25 protein-coding genes are annotated in these 25415 nt (G+C 63.1%); 13 read left to right on the plus strand and 12 right to left on the minus strand.

The genetic code is table 11. The features are described from left to right. The first annotated feature begins 1 nt into the window (after window position 1). Both JNO50_RS08105 and JNO50_RS08110 read left to right on the plus strand, forming a co-directional pair. Complete coding sequence (locus JNO50_RS08105; RefSeq protein ID WP_189534607.1) at window positions 2-874, plus strand: metal ABC transporter permease; 873 nt, start codon at window positions 2-4, stop codon at window positions 872-874. A 31-nt stretch (window positions 875-905) separates the two neighbouring features. Then, the gene (locus JNO50_RS08110) at window positions 906-1805 is read left to right on the plus strand and encodes a metal ABC transporter substrate-binding protein (protein ID WP_189534529.1); all 900 of its coding nucleotides are present in this window, start codon (window positions 906-908) and stop codon (window positions 1803-1805) included. On the opposite strand, the gene JNO50_RS08115 is transcribed toward JNO50_RS08110, so the two are convergent. Then, window positions 1789-2472, minus strand: coding sequence for a sulfite exporter TauE/SafE family protein (locus tag JNO50_RS08115; protein ID WP_189534527.1), 684 nt, complete (start codon window positions 2470-2472; stop codon window positions 1789-1791). The two genes, JNO50_RS08110 and JNO50_RS08115, sit on opposite strands and share 17 nt — an antisense overlap. Before the next feature lie 145 nt (window positions 2473-2617). Between JNO50_RS08115 and JNO50_RS08120 the strand changes: the two genes are divergently transcribed. Beyond that, entirely contained in the window at window positions 2618-3412 is a 795-nt protein-coding gene (locus JNO50_RS08120) for an enoyl-CoA hydratase (protein ID WP_189534525.1), read from the plus strand. 30 nt (window positions 3413-3442) lie between these two features. Here JNO50_RS08120 and JNO50_RS08125 read toward each other — a convergent pair whose 3' ends face one another. The 6 genes from JNO50_RS08125 to JNO50_RS08150 are packed head-to-tail and all read right to left on the minus strand — an operon-like array spanning window position 3443 to window position 6895. After that, complete coding sequence (locus JNO50_RS08125; RefSeq protein ID WP_189534523.1) at window positions 3443-4225, minus strand: peptidylprolyl isomerase; 783 nt, start codon at window positions 4223-4225, stop codon at window positions 3443-3445. A gap of 22 nt (window positions 4226-4247) precedes the next feature. Then, entirely contained in the window at window positions 4248-5042 is a 795-nt protein-coding gene (locus JNO50_RS08130) for a peptidylprolyl isomerase (RefSeq protein WP_189534521.1), read from the minus strand. Between the two features lie 18 nt (window positions 5043-5060). After that, window positions 5061-5327, minus strand: a complete 267-nt coding sequence (locus JNO50_RS08135) for a BolA family protein (RefSeq protein WP_189534519.1) — start codon at window positions 5325-5327, stop codon at window positions 5061-5063. Beyond that, window positions 5324-5626 carry a YciI family protein gene (locus tag JNO50_RS08140; RefSeq protein WP_189534516.1) on the minus strand — a complete coding sequence of 101 codons (303 nt, stop codon included), beginning with the start codon at window positions 5624-5626 and terminating at the stop codon, window positions 5324-5326. Before JNO50_RS08140 ends, JNO50_RS08135 begins: the two co-directional genes overlap by 4 nt. A 1-nt stretch (window position 5627) precedes the next feature. Further along, window positions 5628-6158, minus strand: a complete 531-nt coding sequence (locus tag JNO50_RS08145) for a septation protein A (RefSeq protein WP_189534514.1) — start codon at window positions 6156-6158, stop codon at window positions 5628-5630. 53 nt (window positions 6159-6211) lie between these two features. Next, window positions 6212-6895, minus strand: a complete 684-nt coding sequence (locus JNO50_RS08150; RefSeq protein WP_189534513.1) for an HAD family hydrolase — start codon at window positions 6893-6895, stop codon at window positions 6212-6214. Between the two features lie 468 nt (window positions 6896-7363). Here JNO50_RS08150 and JNO50_RS08155 point away from each other — a divergent pair, with 468 nt between their 5' ends. The 5 genes from JNO50_RS08155 (at window position 7364) to JNO50_RS08175 (ending at window position 12455) form a co-directional block, all read left to right on the plus strand. Continuing rightward, window positions 7364-7879 (plus strand): FxDxF family PEP-CTERM protein, encoded by a 516-nt coding sequence (locus tag JNO50_RS08155; RefSeq protein ID WP_189534511.1) that lies wholly within the window; start codon window positions 7364-7366, stop codon window positions 7877-7879. Window positions 7880-8104: 225 nt separating this feature from the next. Further along, complete coding sequence (locus JNO50_RS08160; RefSeq protein ID WP_215796531.1) at window positions 8105-9238, plus strand: porin family protein; 1134 nt, start codon at window positions 8105-8107, stop codon at window positions 9236-9238. Window positions 9239-9250: 12 nt separating this feature from the next. After that, window positions 9251-10726, plus strand: a complete 1476-nt coding sequence (locus JNO50_RS08165) for an undecaprenyl-phosphate glucose phosphotransferase (protein WP_229804711.1) — start codon at window positions 9251-9253, stop codon at window positions 10724-10726. A gap of 25 nt (window positions 10727-10751) precedes the next feature. After that, window positions 10752-11678 (plus strand): EpsD family peptidyl-prolyl cis-trans isomerase, encoded by a 927-nt coding sequence (locus JNO50_RS08170; RefSeq protein WP_189534507.1) that lies wholly within the window; start codon window positions 10752-10754, stop codon window positions 11676-11678. Beyond that, window positions 11679-12455: an SLBB domain-containing protein gene (locus tag JNO50_RS08175; RefSeq protein WP_189534505.1), complete on the plus strand. Its 777-nt coding sequence runs from the start codon at window positions 11679-11681 to the stop codon at window positions 12453-12455. Window positions 12456-12520: 65 nt separating this feature from the next. Here the strand turns inward: JNO50_RS08175 and JNO50_RS08180 are convergent, their stop codons facing one another. Further along, the gene (locus JNO50_RS08180; RefSeq protein WP_189534503.1) at window positions 12521-13948 is read right to left on the minus strand and encodes a mannose-1-phosphate guanylyltransferase/mannose-6-phosphate isomerase; all 1428 of its coding nucleotides are present in this window, start codon (window positions 13946-13948) and stop codon (window positions 12521-12523) included. 177 nt (window positions 13949-14125) lie between these two features. On the opposite strand from JNO50_RS08180, the gene JNO50_RS08185 reads away from it, so the two are divergent. Next, the gene (locus JNO50_RS08185) at window positions 14126-14776 is read left to right on the plus strand and encodes a ParA family protein (RefSeq protein WP_189534501.1); all 651 of its coding nucleotides are present in this window, start codon (window positions 14126-14128) and stop codon (window positions 14774-14776) included. A gap of 186 nt (window positions 14777-14962) precedes the next feature. Then, complete coding sequence (locus JNO50_RS08190; protein ID WP_189534500.1) at window positions 14963-15913, plus strand: GMP reductase; 951 nt, start codon at window positions 14963-14965, stop codon at window positions 15911-15913. A 10-nt stretch (window positions 15914-15923) separates the two neighbouring features. Here JNO50_RS08190 and JNO50_RS08195 read toward each other — a convergent pair whose 3' ends face one another. The 4 genes from JNO50_RS08195 to lptF all read right to left on the minus strand — a co-directional run bounded on the left by JNO50_RS08195 (window position 15924) and on the right by lptF (window position 21209). Then, a complete protein-coding gene (locus tag JNO50_RS08195) occupies window positions 15924-16382 on the minus strand; it encodes a MaoC family dehydratase (protein ID WP_189534498.1) in 459 nt (152 codons plus the stop codon). Window positions 16383-16456: 74 nt separating this feature from the next. Beyond that, window positions 16457-19027 carry a [protein-PII] uridylyltransferase gene (locus JNO50_RS08200; protein WP_189534496.1) on the minus strand — a complete coding sequence of 857 codons (2571 nt, stop codon included), beginning with the start codon at window positions 19025-19027 and terminating at the stop codon, window positions 16457-16459. Between the two features lies 1 nt (window position 19028). Next, window positions 19029-20105, minus strand: coding sequence for an LPS export ABC transporter permease LptG (lptG, locus tag JNO50_RS08205; RefSeq protein ID WP_189534494.1), 1077 nt, complete (start codon window positions 20103-20105; stop codon window positions 19029-19031). Between the two features lie 3 nt (window positions 20106-20108). Then, complete coding sequence (lptF, locus tag JNO50_RS08210; RefSeq protein ID WP_189534491.1) at window positions 20109-21209, minus strand: LPS export ABC transporter permease LptF; 1101 nt, start codon at window positions 21207-21209, stop codon at window positions 20109-20111. Between the two features lie 188 nt (window positions 21210-21397). Between lptF and JNO50_RS08215 the strand changes: the two genes are divergently transcribed. Genes JNO50_RS08215 through JNO50_RS08225 form a run of 3 tightly spaced genes read left to right on the plus strand, consistent with a single transcriptional unit; the run spans window position 21398 to window position 25387 of the window. Next, window positions 21398-22963 (plus strand): leucyl aminopeptidase, encoded by a 1566-nt coding sequence (locus JNO50_RS08215; RefSeq protein WP_189534489.1) that lies wholly within the window; start codon window positions 21398-21400, stop codon window positions 22961-22963. Beyond that, on the plus strand, window positions 22950-23372 hold the full coding sequence (locus JNO50_RS08220; RefSeq protein WP_189534488.1) for a DNA polymerase III subunit chi: 423 nt from the start codon (window positions 22950-22952) through the stop codon (window positions 23370-23372). The genes JNO50_RS08215 and JNO50_RS08220 overlap by 14 nt, the downstream gene beginning before the upstream one ends. 2 nt (window positions 23373-23374) lie before the next feature. Beyond that, window positions 23375-25387 carry a hypothetical protein gene (locus JNO50_RS08225; RefSeq protein WP_189534486.1) on the plus strand — a complete coding sequence of 671 codons (2013 nt, stop codon included), beginning with the start codon at window positions 23375-23377 and terminating at the stop codon, window positions 25385-25387. The last annotated feature ends 28 nt before the right edge of the window (window positions 25388-25415 follow it).

Here is a 25415-nt window from a genome sequence, read left to right on the forward strand (position 1 = left end):
TTTGGCTGTGTACGAGTTGGCGGTGGCGCCGTTTGTCGAATTCGGCTTCATGCGCCGGGCGTTGGTGGGGTGCCTCGCGCTGGCCCTGTCGAGCGGCCCGATCGGCCTGTTTCTGGTGATGCGCCGCATGAGCCTGATGGGGGACGCCATGAGTCATGCCGTTCTGCCCGGCGCGGCGGCGGGGTTCATGGTGGCGGGCTTGAGCTTGCCGGCGATGAGTCTTGGCGGGTTCGCCGCCGGCGTGACCGTCGCGGTGCTGGCGGGGCTGGCGACCCGCTACACGGGACTGAAGGAAGATGCGAGCTTTGCGGCGTTCTACCTGCTGTCGCTGGCGCTGGGGGTGCTGATGGTGTCCAGGAGCGGCAGCAATGTCGACCTGATGCATCTGCTGTTCGGCTCCGTGCTGGCGGTCGATAACGCCGCATTGGTGCTGGTGGCCGGGGTGTGCAGCGTGACCCTGCTGACACTGGCGCTGATTTACCGGCCGTTGCTGCTGGAAAGCCTGGATCCGGTTTTCCTGCAGGCGGTCGGCGGGCGGGGCGGTCTGTGGCACACGCTTTTCCTGTTCCTGGTCGTGTTGAATCTGGTGGCGGGCTTCCAGGCGCTGGGGACCCTGATGGCGGTCGGTCTGATGATGCTGCCGGCCATCACCGCGCGTCTGTGGTCCTCCAGCGTGGGCGGCATGCTGGCCGTGGCGGTGGGCGTGGCGTTCGCCTGTGGCGCGGGCGGCTTGCTGCTGTCCTATCACCTGGAACTGCCGTCCGGACCGTCGATCATCCTGCTGGCCGGACTGGCCTATCTGCTTTCCCTGATCATCGCTCCGGTGGGCGGCGCGCTGCCGCGTTATCTGCGTGCCCGGCATCTTGAACTGTGAGGGCGTGACCCTCGGTGAAGAAGGAATCGTTATGAAAAGAACCATCGCGGCGCTGCTGTGCGCCATCGCGTCGTCCTCGGCCCTGGCCGGCAAACTGCCGGTGGTGGCGAGTTTCAGTATTGTGGCCGATCTCGCGCGGGAAATCGGCGGCGACAGGGTGCAGGTCGAATCGCTGGTCGGCCCCGATCAGGACGCTCATGTGTATCAGCCGACCCCCGCCGACATCCGCAAACTGTCCCGGGCACGGGTCTTTGTCGTGAACGGCCTGGGCCTGGAAGGGTGGCTTGGCCGCCTGGGCGGGGCTTCGCACTTCAAGGGTGTCGTGATCGAAGCGGCCGCTGGTGTGAAACCCTTGTCCGCGCACGAAGACGGGGAGGCGCGGGGGCACGATCATGACCATGGTCATGGCGTCGATCCGCATGCCTGGCAGGATCCCCAGCGGGTGAAGCGCTACGTGGATAACATCGAACGGGGTTTTGTTGCGGCGGATCCGGCCGGCAAGACGGAATTCGCCGCCCGTGCCAGTGCGCTAAGGCAGCGCATCGATGCGCTGGATGCCTGGGCGGCGAAAGGATTCGCCGCCGTGCCGGCGTCGCGCCGCACGGTACTGACCTCGCACGATGCGTTCGGCTACCTGGCGGATCGTTATCGCGTGCGCTTTGTCGCGCCGCAAGGCGTGAGCACCGAGGCGGAGGCGTCGGCCAAGGGCGTGGCCCGGCTGGTGCAGCAGATCCGCAAGGAAAAGGTGAGGGCCGTGTTCTTCGAGAACATGAGCGATGCCCGTCTGCTCAAGCAGATCGCCCGGGAAGCGGGTGTCGACGTCAGCAGCAAGCTGTATTCGGACGCGCTGTCCTCGCCCGGAACGCCGGCCGATACCTGGGAAAAGATGTTCCGCTACAACGTTCAGACGATTCTTACATCCCTGCGTTGAGCGCGACAAGCGCGCGTGCGATCTGCACCGCGCCGATGCCCGTCACGGCCAGTCCGGCAATCAGCCGTACTGGCCGTTTTTGCAGGTAGCGGCGCACTGTTTCGGCGAACAGGCCCATGGCCAACAGATTGGGCAGAGTGCCCAGGCCGAAGGCCAGCATGATGCCCGCGCCCTTTAGCCAGTTGCCGGTGGCCAGTGCCGACAGGCTGGCGCTGTAGACCAGGCCGCAGGGGAGCCAGCCCCACACGGCGCCGGCGGCGAGCGCCCCGGGCACGGAGCGGATCGGCAACAGGCGCGCGACCAGCGGCTGAAGCCTGGCCCATAGCGGCCGCCCCAGGCGTTCTACCCGGGTGACCAGGGTGGAAAGTCCGGCAAGGTACAGTCCCAGCAGCAGAATCATGGTATTGGCGAGCAGATAGAGGGTGATCTGCCAGGGGCGGGTTGCCGCCATCGACAGGCCCGCCTGGGAGAGGGCGCCCAGCAGCGCGCCGACGGCCACGTAGCTGCCAATGCGCCCGGCATTGTAGCCCAATAACAGCGGCAGGCGCCGCGCGCCTTTGGGCATGTTCAGCGACAGTGCGGCGGCGACGCCTCCGCACATGCCGACACAGTGGCCGCCGCCCAGCAGGCCGGAGAGAAACAGCACCAGAAACCCGGTTTCGATCATGGCGTGGCCGATGTCACTTGAAAACGGTATTTTAACAAAGCGGGGCGATGCCGTCCTGCTCTGATACGGCTGGCATTCTCCTTTGCGGAGCGCTACAAAAGACACATGGATGTTGTCATATCGCCCCGTCAAGAAGGGAGTTCCAATGCCTCAGCCTGTGCTGGTCGACCGTATCGGTCATATCGCCATCCTTACTCTGGATCATTCTCCCGCCAATACCATGACGCCCGCTTCCCTGGCTATTTTGGCCGGGCATCTCAAAACTCTGTCGGCCGACGACACCGTGCGCGCGGTGGTCATGACCGGCAAGGGCGAGCGGTTTTTTTGCGCGGGGCTGGATGTTCGCCTGCTCAACGGCGCGGATCGCCAGCAGACCGAGTCACTGCTCGTGGCGTTCACGGCGATGCTCGATGCGATCCGGGAGTTTTCCGGGGTGACGGTGGCGGCGATCAACGGCTTCGCCTTGGGCGGCGGGCTGGAGTGGGCGCTGGCGTGCGATTATCGGGTCGCGGAGCGCGGCGCGAGTCTTGGCATGCCGGAAGCCCGTCTTGGCTTGCTGCCGGCCGGTGGCGGCACGCGCATGCTGGTGGACGCGGTCGGCGCTGCTTGGGCGCGGCGGATCATTCTGGGTGGCGAACGGGTGGATGCGGAAACCGCGTGGCGCATAGGGCTGGTGGAAGAGGTGGTCGATCCCGGATGCGCGAAAATCGTCGCCATCAGTCTGGCCGGCCGCGTTGGCCGTCAGGGGCGGCAAGCGGTCGCGGTGGCGCGCAGTCTGATCGACAGCGCGCGGGATGTGTCCTTCGATGAGGCCCGGCGGCGCGAGCGGTCGGCGTTTCTGGCCTTGTGCGGCGCCGCGGAGCCGCGCGAGGGAATCGCGGCGTTTCTGGCGAAGCGGCCGCCGTCGTGGAGCGACGAGGACGATCCGGAGGATGAATGAAAAAGGGCGGCCAGGCCGCCCTTGGTGCTGTTACTGGCTGACTTTCGCCTTGGCGCGCAGCTCACCGACCAGCTTGTCGATGCGTTGGCCCATCATGCGCTGGGCCAGTTGCGGCTTGAGCGCATCGAACGCCGGCGGCGGTTCGGTTCGCACATCCTCCAGTTTGATGATGTGCCAGCCGAACTGGGTTTTCACCGGTTTGGCGGTGATCTGCCCCTTGGCCAGATGGCTCGCGGCCTGGGCGAACTCGGGGGCGAACCCGCCACGAACGGGATCGAACCAGCCCAGATCGCCACCCTTGGCTTTGGACTCCGGATCGGTCGACTTCGCGCGGGCCAGATCGGCGAACGGCTTGCCTTTCTTCAGCGAATCCAGAACGGCGTTGGCTTCCGCTTCCGTCGCCACGAGAATGTGCGCGACGTGGAGTTTCTTCTGAACCGGAATCTGTGCCTTGAGCTTGTCGTATTCGGCTTTCAGCTGCGCATCCGTCACCGGATTCGCGCGCTGATAGTCAGCGATGTAACGCTGCGCGAGCGCCATGGTCTGCATGTTCTGCAGCTCGGCCTGGTAATCGGCGCTCTTGTCCATGCCCTTCTTCACGGCTTCCTGACGGAGGAGTTCGGCCGTGACGAGCTGGTCGACGATCGCCTGGCGCGTGGCCGGCGTGATCTGCTGGCCCTGGGCTTCCACTTGCTTGATGATCATGTCGATGCGTGCCTGGGGAATGTCCACGCCATTGACAGTGAGCCCCGCCGCCAGGGCGGCGGGGACGAGGGCGGCGGCCAGAAGGCCCGCCATCAGGGTTTTTTTCATGAGGCGTATCCTGTGCTGGTGATTACTGGATCTTGGCCTTGCCGCGCAGTTCGTTGACGGTCTTGGTGATCTGCTCTTCCTGCAGCTGGCGCGCGAGTTGCGGCTTCACCTGATCGAAAGCCGGGGCTTTCGCATCACGGACTTCTTCGACCTTGAAAATGAACCAGCCGACATTGGTCTTGAACGGCTTCTGGGTGTATTGGCCCTTGCCCAGCGGTTTGAGAATGCCGGCCAGTGTCTGGTCCATGCCGGACAGGTTGCCCCAGCCCATGTCGCCGCCATTTTGCTTGGCTTGCGGATCGATGGAGCGGGCTTGGGCCAGCGCCTCGAACTTCTTGCCCTTCTTCAGGTCGGCGAGCACGGCGTTGGCGTCGGCTTCGGTGGCGAGGACGATCTGGCGGGCGTGCACTTCCTTCTGGCCGTTCAATTTGGCGGACAGCTCGTCGTAGCGCGCCTTGATCTGGGCGTCGGAAACCGGATTCTGCTTGACGATGTCGGCGAACAGCGCGTCCTGCAGGATGTCGCTGCGAGCCTCGTCAATGCGGCGGACGACGTCCGCATCCTTTTCCAGTCCGCGGCGGCGGGCCTCTTCCTGGATCAGTTGGCGATTGATCAGACGGCTCTTGATTTCCTCGCGCATGGCGGGGGTGTCCTGAGCCTGGCCGTTGCTGTTCTGCACGATGGTGGCGACCACCTGGTCGACGTCCTTCTTATCGATGGCGACACCGTTGACCACGGCGACCGATTCGGCGGCGGCCAGGGAGGGCAGCCCGATGGCAGTGGCGATCATGAGACCGGCGAGACGGGAGATGTGCATTGTAACCCCTTGGTTAATTCAAATTTCATCCGGAGACAAGGCGTGGATGTTTAACGCATGAATCCGGTGCGGAAAAAGATCGGCCAGTGCGTGATACACCCGCCGATGGCGATCGATACGGCTCAGGCCGCGAAAGTGTGGCGACACGATGGTCAGCCGGTAATGGCCTGCGCCACCGGCGGCGCCCGCATGTCCTGCATGCGCGGCGCTGTCGTCGGCGATGTCGATGAACTCGGGATCGAGCGCGGCGAGACGCGCCGTGAATTGCGCTTCAAGATCCGTCATCCCGGAAAAACCTTGCGGAACGGCTTGACTTCGACGCCGGCGTAAACACCGGCCTCGACATACGGGTCATCCTGCGCCCATGCGGACGCGCTGTCCAGATTATCGAACTCGGCGACGATGAGGCTGCCGGTGAAGCCGGCCGGGCCGGGGTCGACGCTGTCGATGGCGGGCATCGGACCCGCGAGCACGAGGCGGCCTTGCGCTTCCAGCGTCCTGAGGCGCTCGAGGTGGGCCGGGCGGGCCGCGAGGCGCCGCTCCAGCGAATCGGCGGTGTCGCGGGCGATAATGGCGTAGAGCATGTCACTCGTCCTGAACGTAGCGCGACAGCGCGAAGCTCTGCGCGATGGCGAAGACCGCGATGAGTCCCAGCGTGCCGAACATTTTGAAATTGACCCAGATACGTTCGCTGAACGTGTAGGCGACGAACAGATTCAGTGCGGCAAGCGCGATGAAGAACACGCCCCAGGCATGGCAGAGCACGGTCCAGACCCGATCCGGGAGCGAGACCTGGGTCTCCATCACGGCGCGGATACCGTTCTTGCCGGCCAGTTGGCCGACGACGAGGCCCGCGCCCATCAACCCGTACAGTACGGTGGGTTTCCACATGATGAAGTGCTTGTCGTGCAGGAGGAGCGTGGCTCCGCCCAGGACCACGACCAGGCCCAGTGTGAGCCATTGCAGCTTGTCCACGGGGCGACGGCGGATCAGCGCGTAGCCGACCTGCAGAACCGTCGTGACAATGGCGATTCCGGTGGCCACGAAGATATCGTTGGTCCACCAGTAGGCACCGAAGAACAGCAGGATGCCAAGAAAGTCGACGATGAATTTCATGGTGTGTGATTATGGGGGCGAAGATCGTTGAAAACAAGCGTCGGCATGCGATTTTATTCCATTGGCAGAATGGCCGCGTCCCGCAGGGTCTGCAGAACCGGAAGGGCGTCGTTCAGTGTGGCGCACACCGCCACGGCCCGGTCGGCCAGTTCGGAGCTCGCGGTGAGAAGGTCGGGAACCTGGATAACGCGGATGCCGGCCGCGAGTGCCGCTTCCATGCCGATGGGAGAGTCCTCCAGCGCCACGCAGCGCTCCGGCGCGATGCCCAGCCGCGATGCGGCGGCGAGGTAAAGATCCGGCGCGGGTTTGGTGCGGGCCACCTCGTCTCCGGCCACCGTGGCGTCAAAGTGACGGATCAGCCCGGTGCGGCCAAGCTTGAGGTCGAGCAGGGCGCGCTCGGTGGAGCTTGCCACGGCGCAGGGCAGGGCGAAGCGGTGCGCCCACTCGAGCACGGCCTCGATGCCGGGTTTGAGCGGGATGCCCTCGCTGTCGAGCCGTTCCCGGTAACGGGCGCGCCAGCGCTCCAGCAGGCGCCGCGCATCCTCCGGCGCATAACGGGTTTCGAGCAGGCGCGCGCAGCGTTTGACGGCAAGTCCCGTCATGGCGTGGATCAACTCGTCGGACACGGGGATCGCGAGCTGCGCGGCGCTGTCGCGCCAGGCGTCGCGCGAGACGGCCTCGCTGTCGATCATCAGTCCGTCCATGTCGAAAATCACGGCGTCAAGGGGGTGATGCATGCGTGTGGCTCCGGCCGGAAAGGTCTGTGGGACAGGCAGTCTGGCCGATCATGGCGCGGCTGGCAAGAGGGTCGGGTGTTGTAAAAATGCACAGTACGCTTTCGACAGTTTGAAGGCTTCGCTTAACGGTTCGCGCGTGCCGCGCTCCCGGGGCCGGACGGCTTGCGTCACGCGCCTTTGACGGGGTTTCAAACGAAAGCTTGATCCAGGTCAATGAGATGGGGCGTGGTTGGTAACGTAAATTTAAAGAAGTGATTAGATATATTTACTTATGACGAGGGCGATTTTTTTCGGTATTGTTCTGTCTGCGCGCCGGGGCAACCAGTGTCCGGAGCAGGTTTCGACGGGTCGGCATGGCGTGTCAGGCGCCGTCAGGCTCGAAGGAGCCGCCTCATACTTTTTGGGTTATTGCGATCGGGATTCTCGATAGTGTTCCTTTTGCGCTTATTTAATGACAGGCGGATTTTGATGAATAAAATCAAATTACTTGCAGCTTCCCTCGCCCTGATTTCGGTTACGGCCCACGCCGGTGTGCGGGATATCGGCCAGCTCGATCACGGCACCTTCTTCGAGGATACCTTCGGCGTATCGCTGAGCGGAAAAACGCCGTCTTTCAGCGAAACCATCAAGTTCTCGCTGTTGCCGGCCTCGGATCTGAGCACCACCATCTGGTTGAACCAGCGTGGCAACTTCAACGGCCTGCTGCAGTTCGTGACGGCCAGCATCACCGACAAAACCGGCAAGGTGTTGTGGACCGAGTCCAAGTATGGCACCAAGGGATTTGCCGCCGAGCTGGGCAGCCTGCTGTCCCCGGGCGGCGAGTACAATCTCAATCTGAGCGGCAAGCTGGCAAACGGTGCGTCGAGCTACAACGGCAAGTTCAGCTATTCCCTGAACGTGTCCGCGGTACCTGAGCCGGAAACCTACGCGCTGATGGGCCTTGGCCTGACCGCGCTGCTGCTGCGTCGTCGCAAACGCTTCTGATCGCTTGCTGCACGGCTTGGGCCAAAGGGCAGGGTGACCGGTTCAACGGGAGCCTTGCCTTAATTTATTTGTTACATAAAATACTTTTTTTACATGTAGCATCGAGTCCTCATGGCAAGGGCTTAAATAACTGCGCGTTTCACCCGCCATCAAACCGAAAAGTGTCCCGTCATGTCTTTGGTCGTTAGAGTAATTGGCACCGGTCAGCGGTGTCTTGGCCTGATTATGCTGGCAGCGCCTTGTCTTGCAGCGGCGGCTTACGATCCTACCGACCGGTTTTATCTGTACGCCGAAGCGGGGTATCTGAGCGACAGCAATGTGCTGCGGCTGAATGAAAAGCTCGAATCGCCGAGGCAGTTCGGCTATGGCGGCGCCAGTGACCGCATCGTGACCACGACGGTTGGCGGGCACTATGACACGACGTTTTCCCGGCAGCGGTTCACGCTTGACGGAAAATTCTCGGACACACGCTATGACCGCTTCAGCCGGCTCGACTACCACAGCTGGACGGCCCGTTCCGCCTGGAACTGGGCGCTGGCCTCGCGCTGGACGGGAACGATCGGTTATTCGGACAGCAAGAACCAGTCGAGTATCGAAGACGCGGCCGGCGGGGTGCGCGACGTGATCCGCGACCGGGTCCTGGACGGGCGCGCGGTGTTCGCCCTGACCAGCCGCATCGGGCTGGAGTTTTCCGGGCAGCGCAAGGCCGAACGCCGGGAAGTCCGGTTCAACAATAATTTCAACCAGGATACCTTCGGCCTGGGGCTGGTGACCTCGACCGAGAAGGGCAGCATGCTCGCCGTGCGTGCCCAGAAATCGGACATTACCTACGTCTGGCTGAAAAACTTCATCGGCAGCCAGGCGTCTTATCGCCAAACCCAGTTTTCGGTCTCGGCGCGCTGGCCGGTCACGGCCAAAACCACGCTCTCGGCATCGACAGGCTGGGTCAGGAACGAGGGCAATGGTGGCACGCAAGGTGGCTCGCGCAACCGCATCGGCAGTTTCGAATGGAACTGGAACGCCGACGCCAAGAATACGTTTGCCGCATCCTACTCGCGGCAAAGCGATACTCCGGGCAACAACACCATTCCCAGCGTGCTGACCAGTTACTCGGGAAGCTGGCAGTACTTGCCCACTGCCAAGACGCAAGTCAGCGCGCGTACGAGCGAGTCGACGCGCAAATACGCGACCTCGCTCGGGAATGAACGGACCCGACTGTACAATATAACATTGTCCTGGAAGCCGATGACTCAGCTGGAACTTTCGACATTTGCCCAGAACGTCGTATTCAAGGGAACCTCCCCGCTGAACGACTACAAGGTCAATCAATACGGGGTGAACGCCCGGGTCTTTTACTGAGGCGGAATCAGAATGCAAGCGAAACACGAGCCGCTCGGCCTGCATACCGTGCATAAACCGGGCAAGAACACTTCCACCATGACCATGGTGAACGAGTCGCTGGGCGCGCTGCGCAATGCCGCGCCCATGGCGAGTCTGCTCAAGTCGCTCGTTGATCCGGTCGTGGTCGCGGTATTGCTGTACCTGTTGGCCGCGTATATGGATGTCAGTCTGCACGGCATGCTGCTGACCTGGGCGACCATCGCCTTTTTGCTGGCGGCGTTGCTGATGGACGGCACCTTCCTGCTGCTGCCCGGCGCGAAAGGGCATTGGCAAGGCGTTGGCCGCATGCTGGCCACCTGGCTGTTCATTTGCTTCGTGCTGTACTGCTACGGCGCGCTGTCCGGCCTGCTGGAGTATTTCCCCGACGAACTGATGATCAGTTGGGCCCTGCTGTCTCCGCTGATGTTGCTCGGGATGCACTTGATCATCCGTCAGGTGATCGTGCGCCCGGCATCGGAGCAAAGCCAGGTCAGCCGTGTGGTGGTGGTCGGCGCCAACAAGTCCGGTTGCATGCTGGCCGAGCGGATCAAGCAGAATCCGCAGCTGCGCATGGAATTCATGGGCTACTTCGATGACCGAGGACTTGACCGGATCGAGAGCATCGCTCCGGACGAACTCAAGGGCACCATTGCCGAGCTGTACGATTATGTCCGGGCGAACGGCGTCCACCAGATCTACATTTCGCTGCCGATGACATCCCAGCCCCGCGTGATGGCGCTGGTCGACGGCCTGATGGACTGCACGGCGTCGATCTACTTTGTTCCCGATCTTTTCGTATTCGACCTGATCCAGGCCCAGATCGATCATGTGGCGGGTTTCCCCGTCATGTCGATTTGCGAGAGTCCGTTCATCGGTCTGGCCGGCGTCGTCAAGCGGGTGTCGGACATCGTCCTCGCGCTCGCGATTCTCGCCCTGATCTGGCCGTTCATGCTGGCGGTGGCGATCGCGGTCAAAGTCACCTCGCCGGGGCCGGTGCTGTTCAAGCAGCGCCGTTACGGCGCCAATGGCGAAAGCATTCTCGTCTACAAGTTCCGTTCGATGAAGGTGATGGAGGATGGCGACAAGGTCGTGCAGGCGACCCGCCAGGACAGCCGGCTCACCCCGATCGGCGGCTTTATCCGCCGATCGTCGCTTGACGAGCTGCCGCAATTCCTGAACGTTCTGGAAGGCAAGATGAGCATTGTCGGGCCCCGGCCGCACGCCAACGCCCACAACGAAATGTACCGCAAGCTGATCAAAGGCTATATGCTGCGCCACAAGGTCAAACCGGGTATAACGGGGTGGGCCCAGGTCAACGGTTACCGGGGGGAAACCGATACCATCGACAAGATGGAGCGCCGGATCGAATATGATCTGGACTATCTGCGCAACTGGTCGTTGTGGTTCGATCTGAAAATCATTCTGATGACGGTTACCACTATTTTTCGTGATAAGAACGCTTATTGATCCCTATTTAACTTGGTGAACATCAATGCTGACTAAAAAATCCACTCTGTGCCTTGTCGCGGTTGCCGTGACGGTGGCCTTGGCCGGTTGTTCCAAGAAAGAAGAGAAGAAAACACCGAGCCAGGTCCTGGCCCGGGTCAATGGCGCGGAAATCACGCTGCTGCAGCTGAACAGCCTGGTGGGCAACCTGGCTCCCGGACAGGCCGGCCCCGCGGTTCAGCAACAGGCTCTTGACCAGTTGGTGAATCAGGAGCTGCTGGTGCAAAAAGCCGGCGAGCTCAAGCTCGACCGCGATCCGACCGTGCTTCAGGCCATCGAAATGGCGCGCCGCGACATCCTCGCCCGCGCCGCGAGCGAAAAGCTGCTCGGCGGCGGCAAGGCGCCGAGCCAGGCGGAAATTTCCGACTTCTATGCCAAGAATCCGGCGCTGTTCTCCGGCCGCCGCATCTATGATGTCGTCGCCTTCATCGTCCCCACCGCGGAGCTGAAGGATTCGACGCGCGCCGCGCTGGATTCGGTGAAGACCCCGGATGAAACCCGGACGGTTCTGGAGAACGCCAAGGTGCGGTTCGATGCCCGTCCTTCCCGCATTCCCGCCGAAAAATTCCCGTTGCCGCTGCTGCCCAAGATCGCGGACATGAAGCAGGGCGACATCATTGTCGTGCCCGAGGGCGAGCGGACCACCCTGATGCAGCTGGTGCGCAGCGAGGCCGCGCCGGTCCAGCTTGACAAGGTGCAGGACCAGATCAAGACCTACCTGGCCGGTTCGCAAATGCAGGACACGGCCAAGACCAAGCTGGACGAGTTGAAGAAGGCCGCCAAGATCGAGTACGTGAAGCGCTTCGCTTCGGAACCGGCGGCGGGCGCGGCCCCCGCCGCGGCTCCGGCCGAGCCGGCGGCCAAGGGCGCCGTCGATCAGGATGCCTTGAAGTCGGGTGTGAAAGGACTGTAAATGATGAAACGTTTGCTGATTGGACTGGTTTGCCTGTTTTGCGGATTGGCGCATGCCGAAAATGCCGGGGAATACCACCTCGGGCCGGGGGATGTCATCAAGATCACCGTGTATGACCACGCCGATCTGGCCAACGAGGTCCAGTTGACCCGGGACGGGGACATCACCTTCCCGCTGATCGGAACGTTCTCCCTCAAGGGGCAGAGCACGGCGCAGGCCGAGCAGACCATCGCGTCGAAACTGGCCAACGGGGGGTTCATCGTCAATCCCCAGGTCAATGTGATCATGAGCCAGTACCGCAGTCAGCGCTTGTCGGTGCTGGGCGAGGTGAACCGGCCGGGACGTTTCTCGCTGGACAGCGCGACCGACCTTGTGGATGTGCTTTCCCAGGCCGGCGGCATCGCCGTCACCGGGGGGGACAAGATCGTGGTGATTCGCGGTGAGCAGCGCACCGAATACAATCTGAGCGAACTGATGAACGAAAAGGATCCGTCCCGGCGCATCGTCAAGGTGAGCAACGGCGATGTGGTGTTCGTGCCGCGCCAGCAGGTGTATGTGCAGGGCGAGGTGAACCGGCCCGGGGTGTTCCGGCTGGAGAACAACATGACGGTGCTGCAGGCGATCGCCGCGGCGGGCGGCTTCAACCCGCGCGCCTCGCACCGCTTCATCTACGTCCATCGCGCCGATGCCGACGGCAAGGTGCGCGAGCAGCGCGTCACCTATACCGACAGGGTGCGCGAAGGCGACGTGGTGTACGTCGAGGAAAGCTGGTTCTGAGCGGACCGGCCGCCGGATGCGACAATGCCCCGCGATGTTCTGCGGGGCATTGTGCTTTTCGGGGATTAGCGGGCGGTGCGTCCGTAGCTGTCTTCGAAACGCACGATATCATCCTCGCCAAGGTAACTGCCGGACTGCACCTCGATGAGCTCGAGCGGCAGTTTGCCGGGGTTTTCCAGGCGGTGAACCGTGCCGAGGGGGATATAGGTCGACTGGTTTTCCGTGAGGAGCAGCACCGCTTCGCCATTGGTGATGCGCGCCGTTCCCCGCACCACGATCCAGTGCTCCGCACGATGGTAGTGCATTTGCAGCGACAGCGAGGCGCCGGGGTTGACGACAATGCGCTTGACCTGGAAGCGTTCGCCATCGTCAAGTCCTTCGTAGCTGCCCCAGGGGCGGAAAACCCGCCGGTGCAGGTTCGCTTCGCTGCGCCCGGCCGATGCCAGGCGCTCGACGATGGTCTTGACGTTCTGCACATCGGATTTCCGGGCCACCAGCACGGCGTCCGCCGTCTCAACGACGATCAGGTCGTCGACGCCGATCGCGGCGATCATGCGGTGCTCGGCGCGCAGATAGGTGCCGCGGCAGTTCTCGGCGAGCGTGTCGCCGATCAATGTATTGCCGTTTTCGTCGGCCGGGCTGATGTCCGACAGTGACGACCAGGAGCCGATGTCGCTCCAGGCAAGGTCGCGGGCCGCGACGACGGCGGCGCGGTCCGTGCGTTCCATCACGGCGTAGTCGATCGAGTTGGACGGACTGGCGGCGAAGGCTTCGGCATCCAGCCGGAGAAAATCCAGGTCTTCGTGGCCGCGTTCGACGGCGAGCTCCGCGGCGGCGAGCATGGCCGGTTCGAAGCGCCCCAGCTCTTCGAGGTAGGCGGCCGCGCGGAACAGGAACATGCCGCTGTTCCAGGCGTAGTGGCCTTCGGCGAGGAAGGCTTCGGCGCGCGCGCGATCCGGTTTTTCCACGAAGGCATCCACCGCGAATCCGTTCGCGGCCGCCGCGATGGGCGCGCCGCGCCGGATGTAGCCGTATCCGGTTTCCGGCGCGGTGGGTTCGATGCCGAACGTGACGAGACGGCCGGCGCAGGACAGCGCCAGCGCCGACGACACGGCGTCGGCGAAGGCCTCATGGTTCTGGATGACATGATCCGACGGCAGCACCAGTATGTGGGCATCGGGATCCTGGCGCAGGGCGAGGAGGGCGCCGACCGCGACGGCGGGCGCTGTATTGCGCGCGCACGGCTCGAGCACGATCGCGCCCGCGGCCAGGCCGATGGACCGCAGTTGCTCGGCGGCGAGAAACCGCTGCGCTTCGCTGGTGATCAGGATCGGAGCGATGGCGCCCGGCAGCGTGGCGGCGCGCAGCGCGGTTTGTTGCAGCAGGCTGTCGTCGCCATGGAGGGCCAGGTATTGCTTGGGATAGCCGCTACGCGACAACGGCCACAGGCGGGTGCCGCTGCCACCGCCGAGGATAATCGGAATCAAGGTCATCGTGGTTTCTCTTTGGCGGCCCCGCGAAGGGCCTTGAATCATGCAAGCATTTTACCTGTGAGGCATTAAAAGAAAAATAACTCTTTGCGTGAGGTCAAGGCCTTTCGCCAAGGGCGGTCGTCCGCGGTGCGGATTCTCTGGTAAAGTGAGTCTTTCGTTATGCTAAAGGAATGATGCGTGTTTTCGGTACTGGTGGCGAATCCCAAGGGCGGAAGCGGCAAGTCCACCCTGTCGACGAATCTGGCGGGGTACTACGCCTGCCAGGGCAAGAAGGTCATGCTGGGCGATGTGGACAAGCAGCAGTCTTCGTTGGCCTGGCTCGCCCGGCGCCCCGAGGGGCTGGCGCCGATCAGCGGGTGGGAAATCGCGGCGGGAGAGCCGGCGAGGCCGCCCAAGGGAACGCAGGTGGCGATCCTGGATAGTCCGGCCGGATTGCACGGCAAGAAGCTGGACGCGCTGATCCGTCGTGTCGACCGTATTCTGGTGCCGATTCAGCCATCTCCGTTCGATATGTGGGCCAGCGAAAGTTTTCTCGGGCAACTGCTCGAAGAAAAGGCGGTGCGCAAGGCCCGGGTTTTTCTTGGGGTGGTCGCCATGCGGGTCGATCCGCGCACCCGTTCCGCGCGGGAGCTGGAGGTGTTTTTGAGTCGCTACGACATCCCGGTGATCGGTTGGTTGCGCGATGCACAAAGCTATGTGCGGGCCGCCGGCGAAGGACTGTCGATTTACGATATGCCGGAAGGGCGAACCCGCAAGGAGCGGGAGAGCCTGGCGTCCGTGGTGTCATGGCTGGGCGGCGCCGAGCCGGATCACTGGTTTGACAAATGACAGGGGTATCTTGACGTAAAGAAAATGCTTGACGCTGAGATTCCGGTGGCGTATTATTGACCGGTAAGTGCGTGCGGGCCGAACCAAGGCGCCGCAGGGAGCGCTGTAAACGGGAACCGGAGAGGTTCCCGTTTTTATTTGGGGCCCCCTGTTTTTTATCCCGAAATGCCTAACGGAGAAGCTCGCATGATCAAGACTGAACTCAACTACGGTGACGTTTACCTGGTTCCCAAAAAAACTGTCGTGGATAGCCGCAAGGCCTGCGACACGTCTGTCCAGTTCGGTCCGCGCCGGTTCGACATGCCGATCTATCCGGCCAACATGAAGAGTGTGGTGTCGGACGAAACCTGCGAGTATTTCGCGCGGCGTGGCTGGTTTTATACACTGCACCGCTTCAATACCGACAGCGTGGCGTTTGTGCGCGACATGCAGGAAAAGGGCCTGTTCGCCTCGATCAGCATCGGCGTCAACGACGATACGATCGCGCAACTGGAGGCCCTGGCCGACGCCGGCCTCGTTCCCGAATACATGACGCTCGATATCGCCAACGCCTGGTGCGTGAAGGCGGAAAGCATGATCGCGCGGGTGCGCCGGATGTTCCCGGGCACTTTTCTGATCGGCGGCAACATCGCCACGGCGGACGCCGCGCGCGACCTGGAAAGCTGGGGGTGCGACGCCATCAAGGCGGGGATCGCCGGCGGTCGCGTGTGCATTACCAAAAACAAAACCGGTTTTCATCGTCCGATGGTGTCGACGGTCTCGGAGTGCGCCGCCGCGGTGTCGGTGCCGGTGATCGCCGACGGCGGTATCGTCGAGCATGGCGATATGGCCAAGGCGCTGGCCTGCGGCGCGACGATGATCATGGCCGGGTCGTTATTCGCCGGCTATGACGAGTCGGCCGGGCAGATCGTCGAGATCAATGGCAAGCACTACAAGGAATACTTCGGCAGCGCTTCCCAGTACAACAAGGGGGCCTATGTGAATGTTGAAGGAAAAAAAATCCTTGTCGAGTACAAGGGCAGCATCGACAAGCTGTTGCGAGAGCTGAAGGAAGACCTGCAGTCGTCCATCAGCTATGCGGGCGGCACGGATCTTGCCGCCCTGCGCGATGTTGAAATGATTTTCGTGCACCGCTGACGAGGCGGTATCAGCCGGGGGTGTCCCGCCCCCGGCGCGCCACCCACATCGTGGTTTCCATCCGCACGGCGATCTCGCCGTTCTGGTTGCGGGTTTCCCAGGCCAGCCTCACCACGCCGAATCCGGGTTGCGACGTGGAGGGCTTGCGGTCGATGACGACCGCCGACGCCGTCAGGGTATCGCCCGGCCGGGTCGGTCTTGGCCAGCGCATCTTGTCGACCTGCATGCCGATCATGCCATTGGCCGTGCCGGCCAGTTCGGAGCGGGACAGCAGCCCCATGGTCAGGGCGCTGGTATGCCATCCGCTCGCGGCCAGCCCGTCGAACAAGGAGCGTTTGGCCGCGACCGGATCGGTATGAAAGGGCTGCGGGTCGTGCTTTGTGGCGAACTCGATGATCTCTTCGGCCGTGACGGTACAGGACGGCGTGTCGAAACGGCGTCCTGGCGTGAAGTCTTCAAAATACAGCATGGGTCGTGACAGGGTCGTTGTGACGGGAAGCGATCAGCCTAACGGGGCGCGGCCGGCCTGTCAAAATCCGCCGGTCAGATCCTGAGGGCCTTGATCAGCGCCGCCTCGAGCTGGATGACCTGCTTGGCGTCGCCAAGCCCGGGGCCGGTGACGAGAAAGGAGTCCTCGACACGCCCGCCGAGGGTCATGATCTTGGCCGAATGGACATTGAGGCCATGCTCGGTGAGTACGCTCGCCACCCGCGCGAGCAGGCCGGGACGGTCTCCGGCGACCAGCGAGACAACATGAAAATCGGAGCGGTCGTCGGGGCGGATCAGTACCTGGGGGGTGATGGGGAAATGCTTCAGATGCCGGCTGATGCGCCCGGAGCCGGCGGACAGGTCGGCCTGCGGCGCGGCGAGGGCGGACGCCAGCTCGAACTCGATGAAATTGATCATGTCACGGTAATTGCCGCCCTTGTCATGCTCCGGAATGAAGACATGGAAGGTGTCCAGGGCGTAGCCGTGACGGGTGGTGTAGATTTTCGCGTCGGCGATGCTGTAGTTGGTGCGGCCGAAGAACGCGCAGATGCGCACGAACAGCTCCGGCTGATCCGGCGTGTAGACCAGAACCTGCAGTCCTTCCCGGTCGTCCGACAGGCGGGCCCTGACCACCGGGACCGGCGTGTCCACGAGGTGATTGAGCACTCTTGCGTGCCAGGCGATCTCGCGGGCTTCGTGACGCAGGAAATAGACGGTATCCAGACGGCTCCACAGATTGTCCTGAGCTCCTTCGGGAATGGCATGCAGCCGCAGCATGGCGCGGGCCTGGTGCTGGCGTTCTTCGAGCTCCGAGTTGCGGTCGACCTTCCCGCCGTTCGCCAGGTGGCGCAGCGTGGAGTGATACAGGTCCTCCAACAGCTTGGCCTTCCAGGCGTTCCAGACCTTGGGGCTGGTGCCGCGGATGTCGGCGACGGTCAGCAGGTACAGCGCGGCAAGCCGGCGCGGGGTCGCGACATCCGCCGCGAAACGCGCGACTGTCTCCGGGTCGTAAATATCCTGTTTCTGGGCGACGCTCGACATGGTCAGGTGTCGTGAGACCAGCCATTCGACAAGATCGGTGTCCTCTTTCGACAGCCCGTGGTTTTCACAGAACTCCCGCGCATCGGCGCGGCCAAGCTCGGAGTGGTCGCCGCCCCGGCCCTTGGCGATATCGTGGAACAATCCCGCGACATACAGAACTTCGGGGCGGTCAAAGTCGTTGATCAGGCGCGACAGGAACGGGTATTCGTGGTTGAACGCACTGATCGCGAAGCGTCGCAGGTTGCGCACCACCATCAGAATGTGTTCGTCGACGGTGTACACGTGAAAAAGATCGTGCTGCATCTGGCCGACGATGCGGCCGAAATTGGGCAGGTATTTGCCGAGCACGCCATACAGGTTCATGCGCCGCAGCGCGCGGGTCAAACCCGGGGAGCGCAGGATTTCCAGGAAGGTGGCGCGGTTGGCCGGGTCGCGTCGGAAGCGTTCGTTGATGCGCGCGCGCGCGTGCCACAAGGCGCGCAGCATGCGCGGCGCGAAGCCCGTCAGTTCGGGGTGGCGCTGCAGCATCAGGAAGGCTTCGAGAATGGCGCCTGGCTGTTTTTCGAACAGGTCGTTCTGGCGAATGCCCAGCATGCCGTTGACCGAGTAGAACCGGTCGTTCAGATTGTCGACGACGCGCGGAACCTGGGAATAGATTCGGGCCTGCAGGGTGGGCAGCAAAATGCCGTTGAGCTGGCTGACCGTCTTGGCCGCCCGGTAGAACAATTGCATGACCTGTTCGCTGGCGCGCTTGGCCGGCGTGTCCGCCAGATCCAGCGTCTTGCCCATCTGTTGCTGCAGGTCGAAGATCAGCCGGTCCTCGCGACGCCGCGCCAAGAGGTGCAGATCGATTCTCAGGCGCATCAGCTGTTTTTCGCTGTGCTTGATCAGGCGGGTTTCCGCGAGCGTGAGGATGCCGCGGCGAGCCAGCGCGTCCCAGTTGCCGCCAAGCCCGATGGCCTTGCCGATCCACAGGATGGTTTGCAGATCGCGCAAGCCGCCCGGGCTCTCCTTGATGTTCGGTTCGAGATTGTTGGTGGCGCCGAAATGACGCAGGTGGCGCTGCTGCTGTTCGAGTGTTTTGCCTTCGAAGAAGGCGAGGGGGTCGCGGTGCTGTTCGAGGCGGGTTTCGAGCATCCGGTACAAGGGCATGTTGCCGGCGACAAGACGGCTTTCGAGCAGGTTCGTCTCGATGGTGATGTCGCCACCCGCTTCCGACAGGCATTGTTCGACGGTTCTGACGCTGTGACCGACTTCGAGACCGACGTCCCACATCAGGCTGATGAAATGGGAGACGGTGTCTTCCAGTCCGGCCGGCGTCGGGGTCGGCAAAAGAACCAGCAGGTCGATGTCGGAGGAGGGAAACAGTTGGCCGCGCCCGAAGCCGCCGACCGCGACCAGGGCGGCCTGCTGGCCGAGGCCGAGTACGCTCCACATCGATTCGATCAGCTGGTCGACGGTCTGGCTGTGCCGCTTGAGATAGCGCTCGGGCTGCGGATCGGCCCGGTATTCGTCGGCAATGCGCTGGCGTGCCGCCGTCAGCGTGGCGCGCCAGTTGCGGGTCAGCGCGTCGGCGGCATCCATGTCAGCGTCGCTCCTGGCGCAGGATCATGAACAGTCCGGCGGCGAGGAACAGCACGGTCGGCAAGGTGGCCGACATCGGCGCGTTCCATTCGTGCAGCAGGCCAAGGTAGCCGAACAGACGGTTGATGAAGTGAAAGGCCACTCCGAGGCAGATGCCGAGGAACAGCCTGAGTCCCAACTGGCCGTTGCGCCGCTGTCGCGGCATGAACGCGAGGGCGACCAGCGCCATCGAAACGCAGGCCAGCGGATAGAACAGTTTTCCCCATAGCGCGATATCGTACCGTTCGGTTTTCTGGTGATTGCCGCGCAGGTGGGTGATGTAGCTGTACAGGTTCAGTGCCGACATCTGCTCGGGCGCGACCAGCAGGACGTTAAGTATCGCGGGCTCGATCACCGATTTCCAGGTCTGGGTCGGGTGCAGGGCGACGCTCGCGCGGTCATCGGCGAGCAAGGTGTCGCGCACGTTGAACAGCGTCCATTCGCGGGTGCCCCGATTATAGGTGCCCCGCTCGGCGTAGCGGCTGTGGATCAGCCGGTAGTTGCCGTCGTAGCTGAGAATGCGGATGCCCAGCAAGGTGCTGTCCGGAAGCATTTCGCGCACGTTGATGTAGTTGTTGTTGTCCTTGGCCCAGATCCCGGAGCGGAACTCCTGGGCGACCATCGAGTGCGTCGATTGCAGTTTCAGGCGTTCCGCCTGCTGACTGGCCAGGGGCGCAAGGAATTCGCCGAGCAGGACCGTGAGCAGGGCGAACAGGGCGCCGAACAGCACCAGCGTGCGGGCAAGCTGGGTCATGGTCACGCCGCTGGTGCGCAAAATGGTGTATTCGCTATTGCTGACAAGCTGGGTCATCGCCACCAGGCAACCGATAAGAACGGCCAGCGGCATCAGTTCGTAAGCATGGCCGGGGACCAGCAGGCCGATGTAGCGTGCCATGGTGCCCAGCGTGAAGGTGCCGGTGCCCAGTTGGGAGACGTTCTGGATGGCATCGAAAAAGGCGTAAAGACACAGCAGCGCCAACAGCGTCAGCAGCGTGCCGCCGGCGAGGCGGGCCAGAATGTAGCGGTAGATGAGTTTCATGCGTCAGGCTTTTCCGAACAGGCTGGACACCACCCGTCCGAGCGGGCGGGCCGGGCGATTGCGATAGCGCATGAGCGCGAGGGCAATCAGCAGGACGGCCAGGTGGCAGGCGAACATCGTCGAGGAGGGCAGCCTGTCATGCAAGGCGGCGTTGCGAATCAGCGTCAGGGCATTCTGGTACATGAAGTAGGCCAGGATCGCCACAAGAAGGTTATAGGTTTGTCCGCTCCGGGGGTTGAAATAGGATAACGGGATCGCCAGCAGCGCCAGAACCAGGCAGCTGACCGGCATCGAGAAGCGCCAGATCAGTTCCGAGCGCGCTTCGGCATCGTGTCGCTGCCGGTACAGGGTTCGGGTGGACAGCCCCTGCCGGTTGTCGCGCGGACCGATCAGCTTGCGCGTCTCACCGATCACCACGGCGTAACGCTTGAATTCCACCACTTCGTAAGCGGCCGAGCCGGGTTCGCCGGCGTAGCGCCGCCCATCCTCCAGCACCAGCACCCGTTTGCCCTCGTCGTCGGTTTCCACGTGGCCATTATTGGCCAGCACGGTGGAGACCTTGCCTTCGGTCATGTCCTGGAAGAAGATATTTTGCGCCTTGCCGTCGCGACCGTATTTTTCGATGAAATAAACCCGGTTCGACTGTCCGGATTCCTTGAAAAGACCGGGGGAAATGGCCGACATTTCTTCGCGCTGCTTCAGGATTTCCGCGTATTGCTGGCTGCGCTGCTCGGCCCAGGGGCCGACGTAGAGCGATACGATGGCGACCAATACCGACATGGGCACGGCAAAACGCAGGACCGGCACGATAAACCGCTGCAGCGGCAAGCCGGCGGCCAGCCAGACCACCATCTCGTGTTCCCGCCACAGGCGCGTCAGGACAACCATGACGCTGACGAAAACCGTGAGGATCAGCAGGACGGGAAACAGGCCCAGCGCCCAGAAGCCGATCAGGGCGCCGACCGCTTCGCCGGCGATCTGCCCCTCGGCCGCCCGTCCGAGCAGATTGATCGCCTGGGTCGAGACGAGAATCGCCAAAAGTATGCTGAACACACCAATGGCGGTAAATGTCAATTCGCGTGTCAGGCTTTTTTGAAAAACCATTTAAATCGTGCCTTTTTTGACTTTTTGCGATGAGCGTAGTGATAATTCAACTCGAAAAATTCTGAAGTGCCGGTTTTGGCATAATTCGGAATCGACAAACCGGTTTCATCGCAGGCAGACGATAATGTCATTTTACGTTGCCCGGCGAAGGTAAATCAGCTGACACTCGTTATCCACGGGAGTACACCATGGAATTTAACATAAAAAGCGGTAGCCCGGAAAAGCAGCGCGTTGCCTGCGTGATCGTCGGGGTCTACGAATCCCGCAAACTGACGTTGGCGGCCGATCTGCTCGACCGCATTTCCAACGGTTTCATCGGCGACGTCCTGCGCCGCGGCGACATGGAAGGCAAGCTCGGTTCGACGCTGGTGCTGCATTCCGTGCCCCATACCCTGTGCGACCGAGTGATGCTGGTCGGCCTTGGCAAGGAGCGCGAATTCCGCGCCAAGGAATACCGCGAGGCGATCCGCGCGTCGATCCGCGCGTTGACCCAGACGTCGGCCAACGAGGCGGTCAGCTACCTGTCCGAACTGACTGTCAAGAAGCACGATGTCGAATGGATGATCGAGCAGGGCACGGTGGTGACCATGGATGCCCTCTACCGCTTCGACCGTTTCAAGACCCGCAGCGACGAGCCGGTCAAGGAACCGCGCAAGCTGACGCTCGCCGTGCCGCGGCGCAGCGATCTGGGCGATGGCGAACGCGGCCTGGCGCGCGGTCTGGCGATCGCCAACGGCATGAAGCTGGCCAAGGACCTGGGCAATCTTCCGGGCAATGTCTGCACCCCTTCCTACCTGGCGGACGAGGCGCGCAAGCTGGCCGAATCGCTGGGGGGCGAGGCGGAGATCCTCGGCCGGGAAGACATCGAGGCGCTGGGCATGGGTTCGTTCCTGTCGGTGGCCCGCGGCAGCGTGGAGCCGGCCCGCCTTATCGTGCTCAAGTACCACGGCGCGCGCGAGCGGAGCGATCGCCCCGTCGTGCTGGTGGGCAAGGGCATCACGTTCGACTCGGGCGGCATCTCGCTCAAGCCGGGCGAAGGCATGGATGAAATGAAATACGACATGTGCGGGGCGGCCAGCGTGCTCGGCGCCTGGGCGGCCGCGGCGGAAATGAAGCTGCCGCTCAACCTCGTCGCCGTCATCCCGTCGTGCGAGAACATGCCCTCGGGCGGCGCCGTCAAACCCGGCGACATCGTCAAGAGCATGTCCGGCCAGACGATCGAGATTCTCAATACCGACGCGGAAGGCCGGCTGATCCTGTGCGATGCGCTGACCTACGCCGAACGTTTCAACCCCGCCACCGTTGTCGATGTGGCGACGCTGACCGGCGCGTGCGTGGTGGCGTTGGGTCATATCGCCACCGGTCTTTACAGCAACCAGGACACGCTGGCGCGAGACTTGTGCGCGGCGGGCGAAGAGGTGGGCGACCGGGCGTGGCACATGCCGCTCTGGGACGAATACCAGGAGCTGCTGAAGAGTCCCTTCGCCGACATGGCCAATATCGGCGGCCGCGCTGGCGGCAGTGTTTCGGCGGCGTGCTTCCTGTCGCGCTTCGCGAAGGCGTATGATTGGGCCCATCTGGACATCGCCGGCACCGCCTGGAAGAGCGGCAAGGACAAGAGCGCGACCGGCCGACCGGTGCCCTTGCTGGTTCAGTTCCTGCAAGACCGTGCCGATATCGCGCTCGGTAATGTCGTGCGCCGCGGCCGCCCGCGCCGCGAAACCCAGGAAACGGTGGACGATGACGCGGATTGATTTTTATACCCAGGTCGCCGAGCCGCACGATTTTGCCTGCCGGCTCGTGCGCCGGGTATACCGCGAAGGCGTGGGCCTTGCCGTTCTGCTTGCGGACGACAGGGAGTTGATCGCCTTCAGCAATCGTCTTTGGAGTTTTGAAGATACGTCGTTCATTCCGCATTGCCGTGCTTCGGCACCGGAAGCGGATGACACGCCGATATGGCTTGCGACGAATCTTGCAGCTACGATAAAGCATCCGGTCCTTCTCAACCTGGGACCGGAACTGCCCGACGAACCGGGACGCTTCGAGCGCATCCTGGAAATCGTCGGCCGGGACGAGGCGTCACTGGCCCGTGCGCGCGAGCGCTTCCGGGCTTGCCGCCAACTCGGGTTTGAGATCGTACATCACGACATGAGCCACAAGTGAGCATGACCGAGCCACAAATGCCATTCGATCCGGCCAAAAAGCCGGAGCAGGAGTTTCCGGAACTTCCGGTGTTGACCGATATCGTCGATGCGATAGAAGTTCCGGCTTTCGATTTCAGCACCGAGCTGGATGATCTGGCGCGCGCCGTGCCGGAAGGGGACTCTCCGCAGGAGCTCGACATTCCGCCCGATCTGTTGCTCGAGGATGTTGTCGACCTTGGCCCCGAGCCCCGCGATGATGGTTCGCTGGACTTTTCCAAACTGCCGTCGCTGGATCTGGAAGTCGCCGTCACGGAAGAGATGTCCCTGGACGAGCTGCTTGGCGACGAGAACGCCGCCGCCGGGGAGGGCGCGGCCGAACCCCCCGCGGCTCCCGACGCCGCTGCCGTTCCGACGCTAGAGGAAAACGAGCCGGAAATGCCGCTGGCGAGCGCCTGGGCCGAAGAGTCCGTCGCGGAGCCCGCCGGAGCGGATGCCGAACCGACCTTGACCCCCGACACCGATGCCGTTCCGACGCTCGCGGTTGACGAGGCGGACATGCCGTTATCGAGTGCCTGGGCCGAAGAATCCGCCGCGGAGCAGGCGGACGCCGAACCGTCCTTGACCCCCGACACCGCTGCCGTTCCGACGCTAGAGGAAAACGAGCCGGAAATGCCGCTGGCGAGCGCCTGGGCCGAAGAGTCCGTCGCGGAGCCCGCCGGAGCGGACGCCGAACCGTCCTTGACCCCCGGCACCGCTGCCGTTCCGGCGCTCGGGGTTGACGAGGCGGACATGCCGTTATCGAGTGCCTGGGCCGAAGAATCCGTCGCGGAGCAGGCGGACGCCGAACCGTCCTTGACCCCCGACACCGCTGCCGTTCCGACGCTAGAGGAAAACGAGCCGGAAATGCCGCTGGCGAGCGCCTGGGCCGAAGAGTCCGTCGCGGAGCAGGCGGACGCCGAACCGTCCTTGACCCCCGACACCGATGCCGTTCCGACGCTCGTGGCGGAGGAGCCGATTGCCCCCATCGAAAACCTGCAAGCGACGACGCAGCCAGTTGGCACCCCGTCGATGCAAGAGGATGCGCCTCTGTCGGCGGAGATGGATCTGGACCTTCCCTGTGTCGATGAGACGCCGTTCGGTGAGGACATCTCGGGACAAGGAAGTGCGCCTGACGCCAAAACCGCCAATGCGGAGCCGGAGGGTGAACGGCCCGCACCGGTTGACGATGATTTCCCGATTGACCTGACGCCCGCCGGCGCCGCATTGGCCCAGCCGGCGCCCGCGCCGTTCCAGTCGATTTCGTTGTCCAGCTTGCCGCGTGGCGTGCTGGGCGGCGAGTTGTCGCGCACGACCGACCGCGAGTCGCTGCTGCAGGCGGCGCGCGATACATTGGCCGAAGAACTGCATTTTGCCAAACTGAAGGCGGCGGCATCGTCTCCCGCGCCGTTGCAGGAAGAGCCGGCTTCGCCGGAGGCGTCGGCCCTGTTTGCCCAGCCGATGGATGACGTGGCTTCGGCCATGCCATTCGCCAACTCCCGCTATGCGGAACAGATCAAGGCCGCGGAGGCCCGGCTGGCGGAGGAGTTGCGCCTGGCCGAGCAGCGGCGTCTGGCCGAAGAGACCGCCCGGGCTCAGGCGCCGGCCGAGCCGTCGCCACCTGAGGTGGCGGAAGAGGTGGCGCCGCCACCCTCCGCGGAGCGGCACACGGTCTCTGTCATCAAGGTGGCCGGTGTCGCGGCGGCGTCGGCGCAGGCCGGCGTGCCGTCGTCCGGGACGGGAAGAACGCCGATCGCGCTGGTCAACGAAAATGTGCTGATCGATTCGTTGTATCAGCGAATCCTGCCGCACATGAAGGTCGAATTGTCGTTATGGTTGCAGGATGCGCTGGAGGCTCACGCCAAGCAGATGATGGCGAATGTGATGCACCAGTTCAAGGAAGACTACGAGATGCTGTTCAGCGATACCCTGCGCGAATCCTTGCGTCAGGCCGTCAGCGATCTTGGCCGGGAGGATCGGCCGCGCATCGAGGAATGATGTCCGACGCCCGCTGATGCGGGCGTTT

The organism is Paludibacterium paludis, assembly GCF_018802605.1.
Classification (GTDB): domain Bacteria; phylum Pseudomonadota; class Gammaproteobacteria; order Burkholderiales; family Chromobacteriaceae; genus Paludibacterium; species Paludibacterium paludis.

What these genes read in the sequence shown, in the direction of transcription:
- JNO50_RS08225 (WP_189534486.1), top strand. Translation starts at nt 23,375, where the DNA reads ATGACCGAGCCACAAATGCCATTCGATCCGGCCAAAAAGCCGGAGCAG.
- JNO50_RS08150 (WP_189534513.1), bottom strand. Translation starts at nt 6,895, where the DNA reads ATGCATCACCCCCTTGACGCCGTGATTTTCGACATGGACGGACTGATG.
- JNO50_RS08180 (WP_189534503.1), bottom strand. Translation starts at nt 13,948, where the DNA reads ATGACCTTGATTCCGATTATCCTCGGCGGTGGCAGCGGCACCCGCCTG.
- JNO50_RS08145 (WP_189534514.1), bottom strand. Translation starts at nt 6,158, where the DNA reads ATGAAATTCATCGTCGACTTTCTTGGCATCCTGCTGTTCTTCGGTGCC.
- JNO50_RS08170 (WP_189534507.1), top strand. Translation starts at nt 10,752, where the DNA reads ATGCTGACTAAAAAATCCACTCTGTGCCTTGTCGCGGTTGCCGTGACG.
- JNO50_RS08140 (WP_189534516.1), bottom strand. Translation starts at nt 5,626, where the DNA reads ATGCTCTACGCCATTATCGCCCGCGACACCGCCGATTCGCTGGAGCGG.
- JNO50_RS08120 (WP_189534525.1), top strand. Translation starts at nt 2,618, where the DNA reads ATGCCTCAGCCTGTGCTGGTCGACCGTATCGGTCATATCGCCATCCTT.
- JNO50_RS08200 (WP_189534496.1), bottom strand. Translation starts at nt 19,027, where the DNA reads ATGGATGCCGCCGACGCGCTGACCCGCAACTGGCGCGCCACGCTGACG.
- JNO50_RS08175 (WP_189534505.1), top strand. Translation starts at nt 11,679, where the DNA reads ATGATGAAACGTTTGCTGATTGGACTGGTTTGCCTGTTTTGCGGATTG.
- lptG (WP_189534494.1), bottom strand. Translation starts at nt 20,105, where the DNA reads ATGAAACTCATCTACCGCTACATTCTGGCCCGCCTCGCCGGCGGCACG.
- JNO50_RS08115 (WP_189534527.1), bottom strand. Translation starts at nt 2,472, where the DNA reads ATGATCGAAACCGGGTTTCTGGTGCTGTTTCTCTCCGGCCTGCTGGGC.
- JNO50_RS08110 (WP_189534529.1), top strand. Translation starts at nt 906, where the DNA reads ATGAAAAGAACCATCGCGGCGCTGCTGTGCGCCATCGCGTCGTCCTCG.
- lptF (WP_189534491.1), bottom strand. Translation starts at nt 21,209, where the DNA reads ATGGTTTTTCAAAAAAGCCTGACACGCGAATTGACATTTACCGCCATT.
- JNO50_RS08215 (WP_189534489.1), top strand. Translation starts at nt 21,398, where the DNA reads ATGGAATTTAACATAAAAAGCGGTAGCCCGGAAAAGCAGCGCGTTGCC.
- JNO50_RS08195 (WP_189534498.1), bottom strand. Translation starts at nt 16,382, where the DNA reads ATGCTGTATTTTGAAGACTTCACGCCAGGACGCCGTTTCGACACGCCG.
- JNO50_RS08190 (WP_189534500.1), top strand. Translation starts at nt 14,963, where the DNA reads ATGATCAAGACTGAACTCAACTACGGTGACGTTTACCTGGTTCCCAAA.
- JNO50_RS08165 (WP_229804711.1), top strand. Translation starts at nt 9,251, where the DNA reads ATGCAAGCGAAACACGAGCCGCTCGGCCTGCATACCGTGCATAAACCG.
- JNO50_RS08135 (WP_189534519.1), bottom strand. Translation starts at nt 5,327, where the DNA reads ATGACGGATCTTGAAGCGCAATTCACGGCGCGTCTCGCCGCGCTCGAT.
- JNO50_RS08125 (WP_189534523.1), bottom strand. Translation starts at nt 4,225, where the DNA reads ATGAAAAAAACCCTGATGGCGGGCCTTCTGGCCGCCGCCCTCGTCCCC.
- JNO50_RS08220 (WP_189534488.1), top strand. Translation starts at nt 22,950, where the DNA reads ATGACGCGGATTGATTTTTATACCCAGGTCGCCGAGCCGCACGATTTT.
- JNO50_RS08155 (WP_189534511.1), top strand. Translation starts at nt 7,364, where the DNA reads ATGAATAAAATCAAATTACTTGCAGCTTCCCTCGCCCTGATTTCGGTT.
- JNO50_RS08160 (WP_215796531.1), top strand. Translation starts at nt 8,105, where the DNA reads ATGCTGGCAGCGCCTTGTCTTGCAGCGGCGGCTTACGATCCTACCGAC.
- JNO50_RS08130 (WP_189534521.1), bottom strand. Translation starts at nt 5,042, where the DNA reads ATGCACATCTCCCGTCTCGCCGGTCTCATGATCGCCACTGCCATCGGG.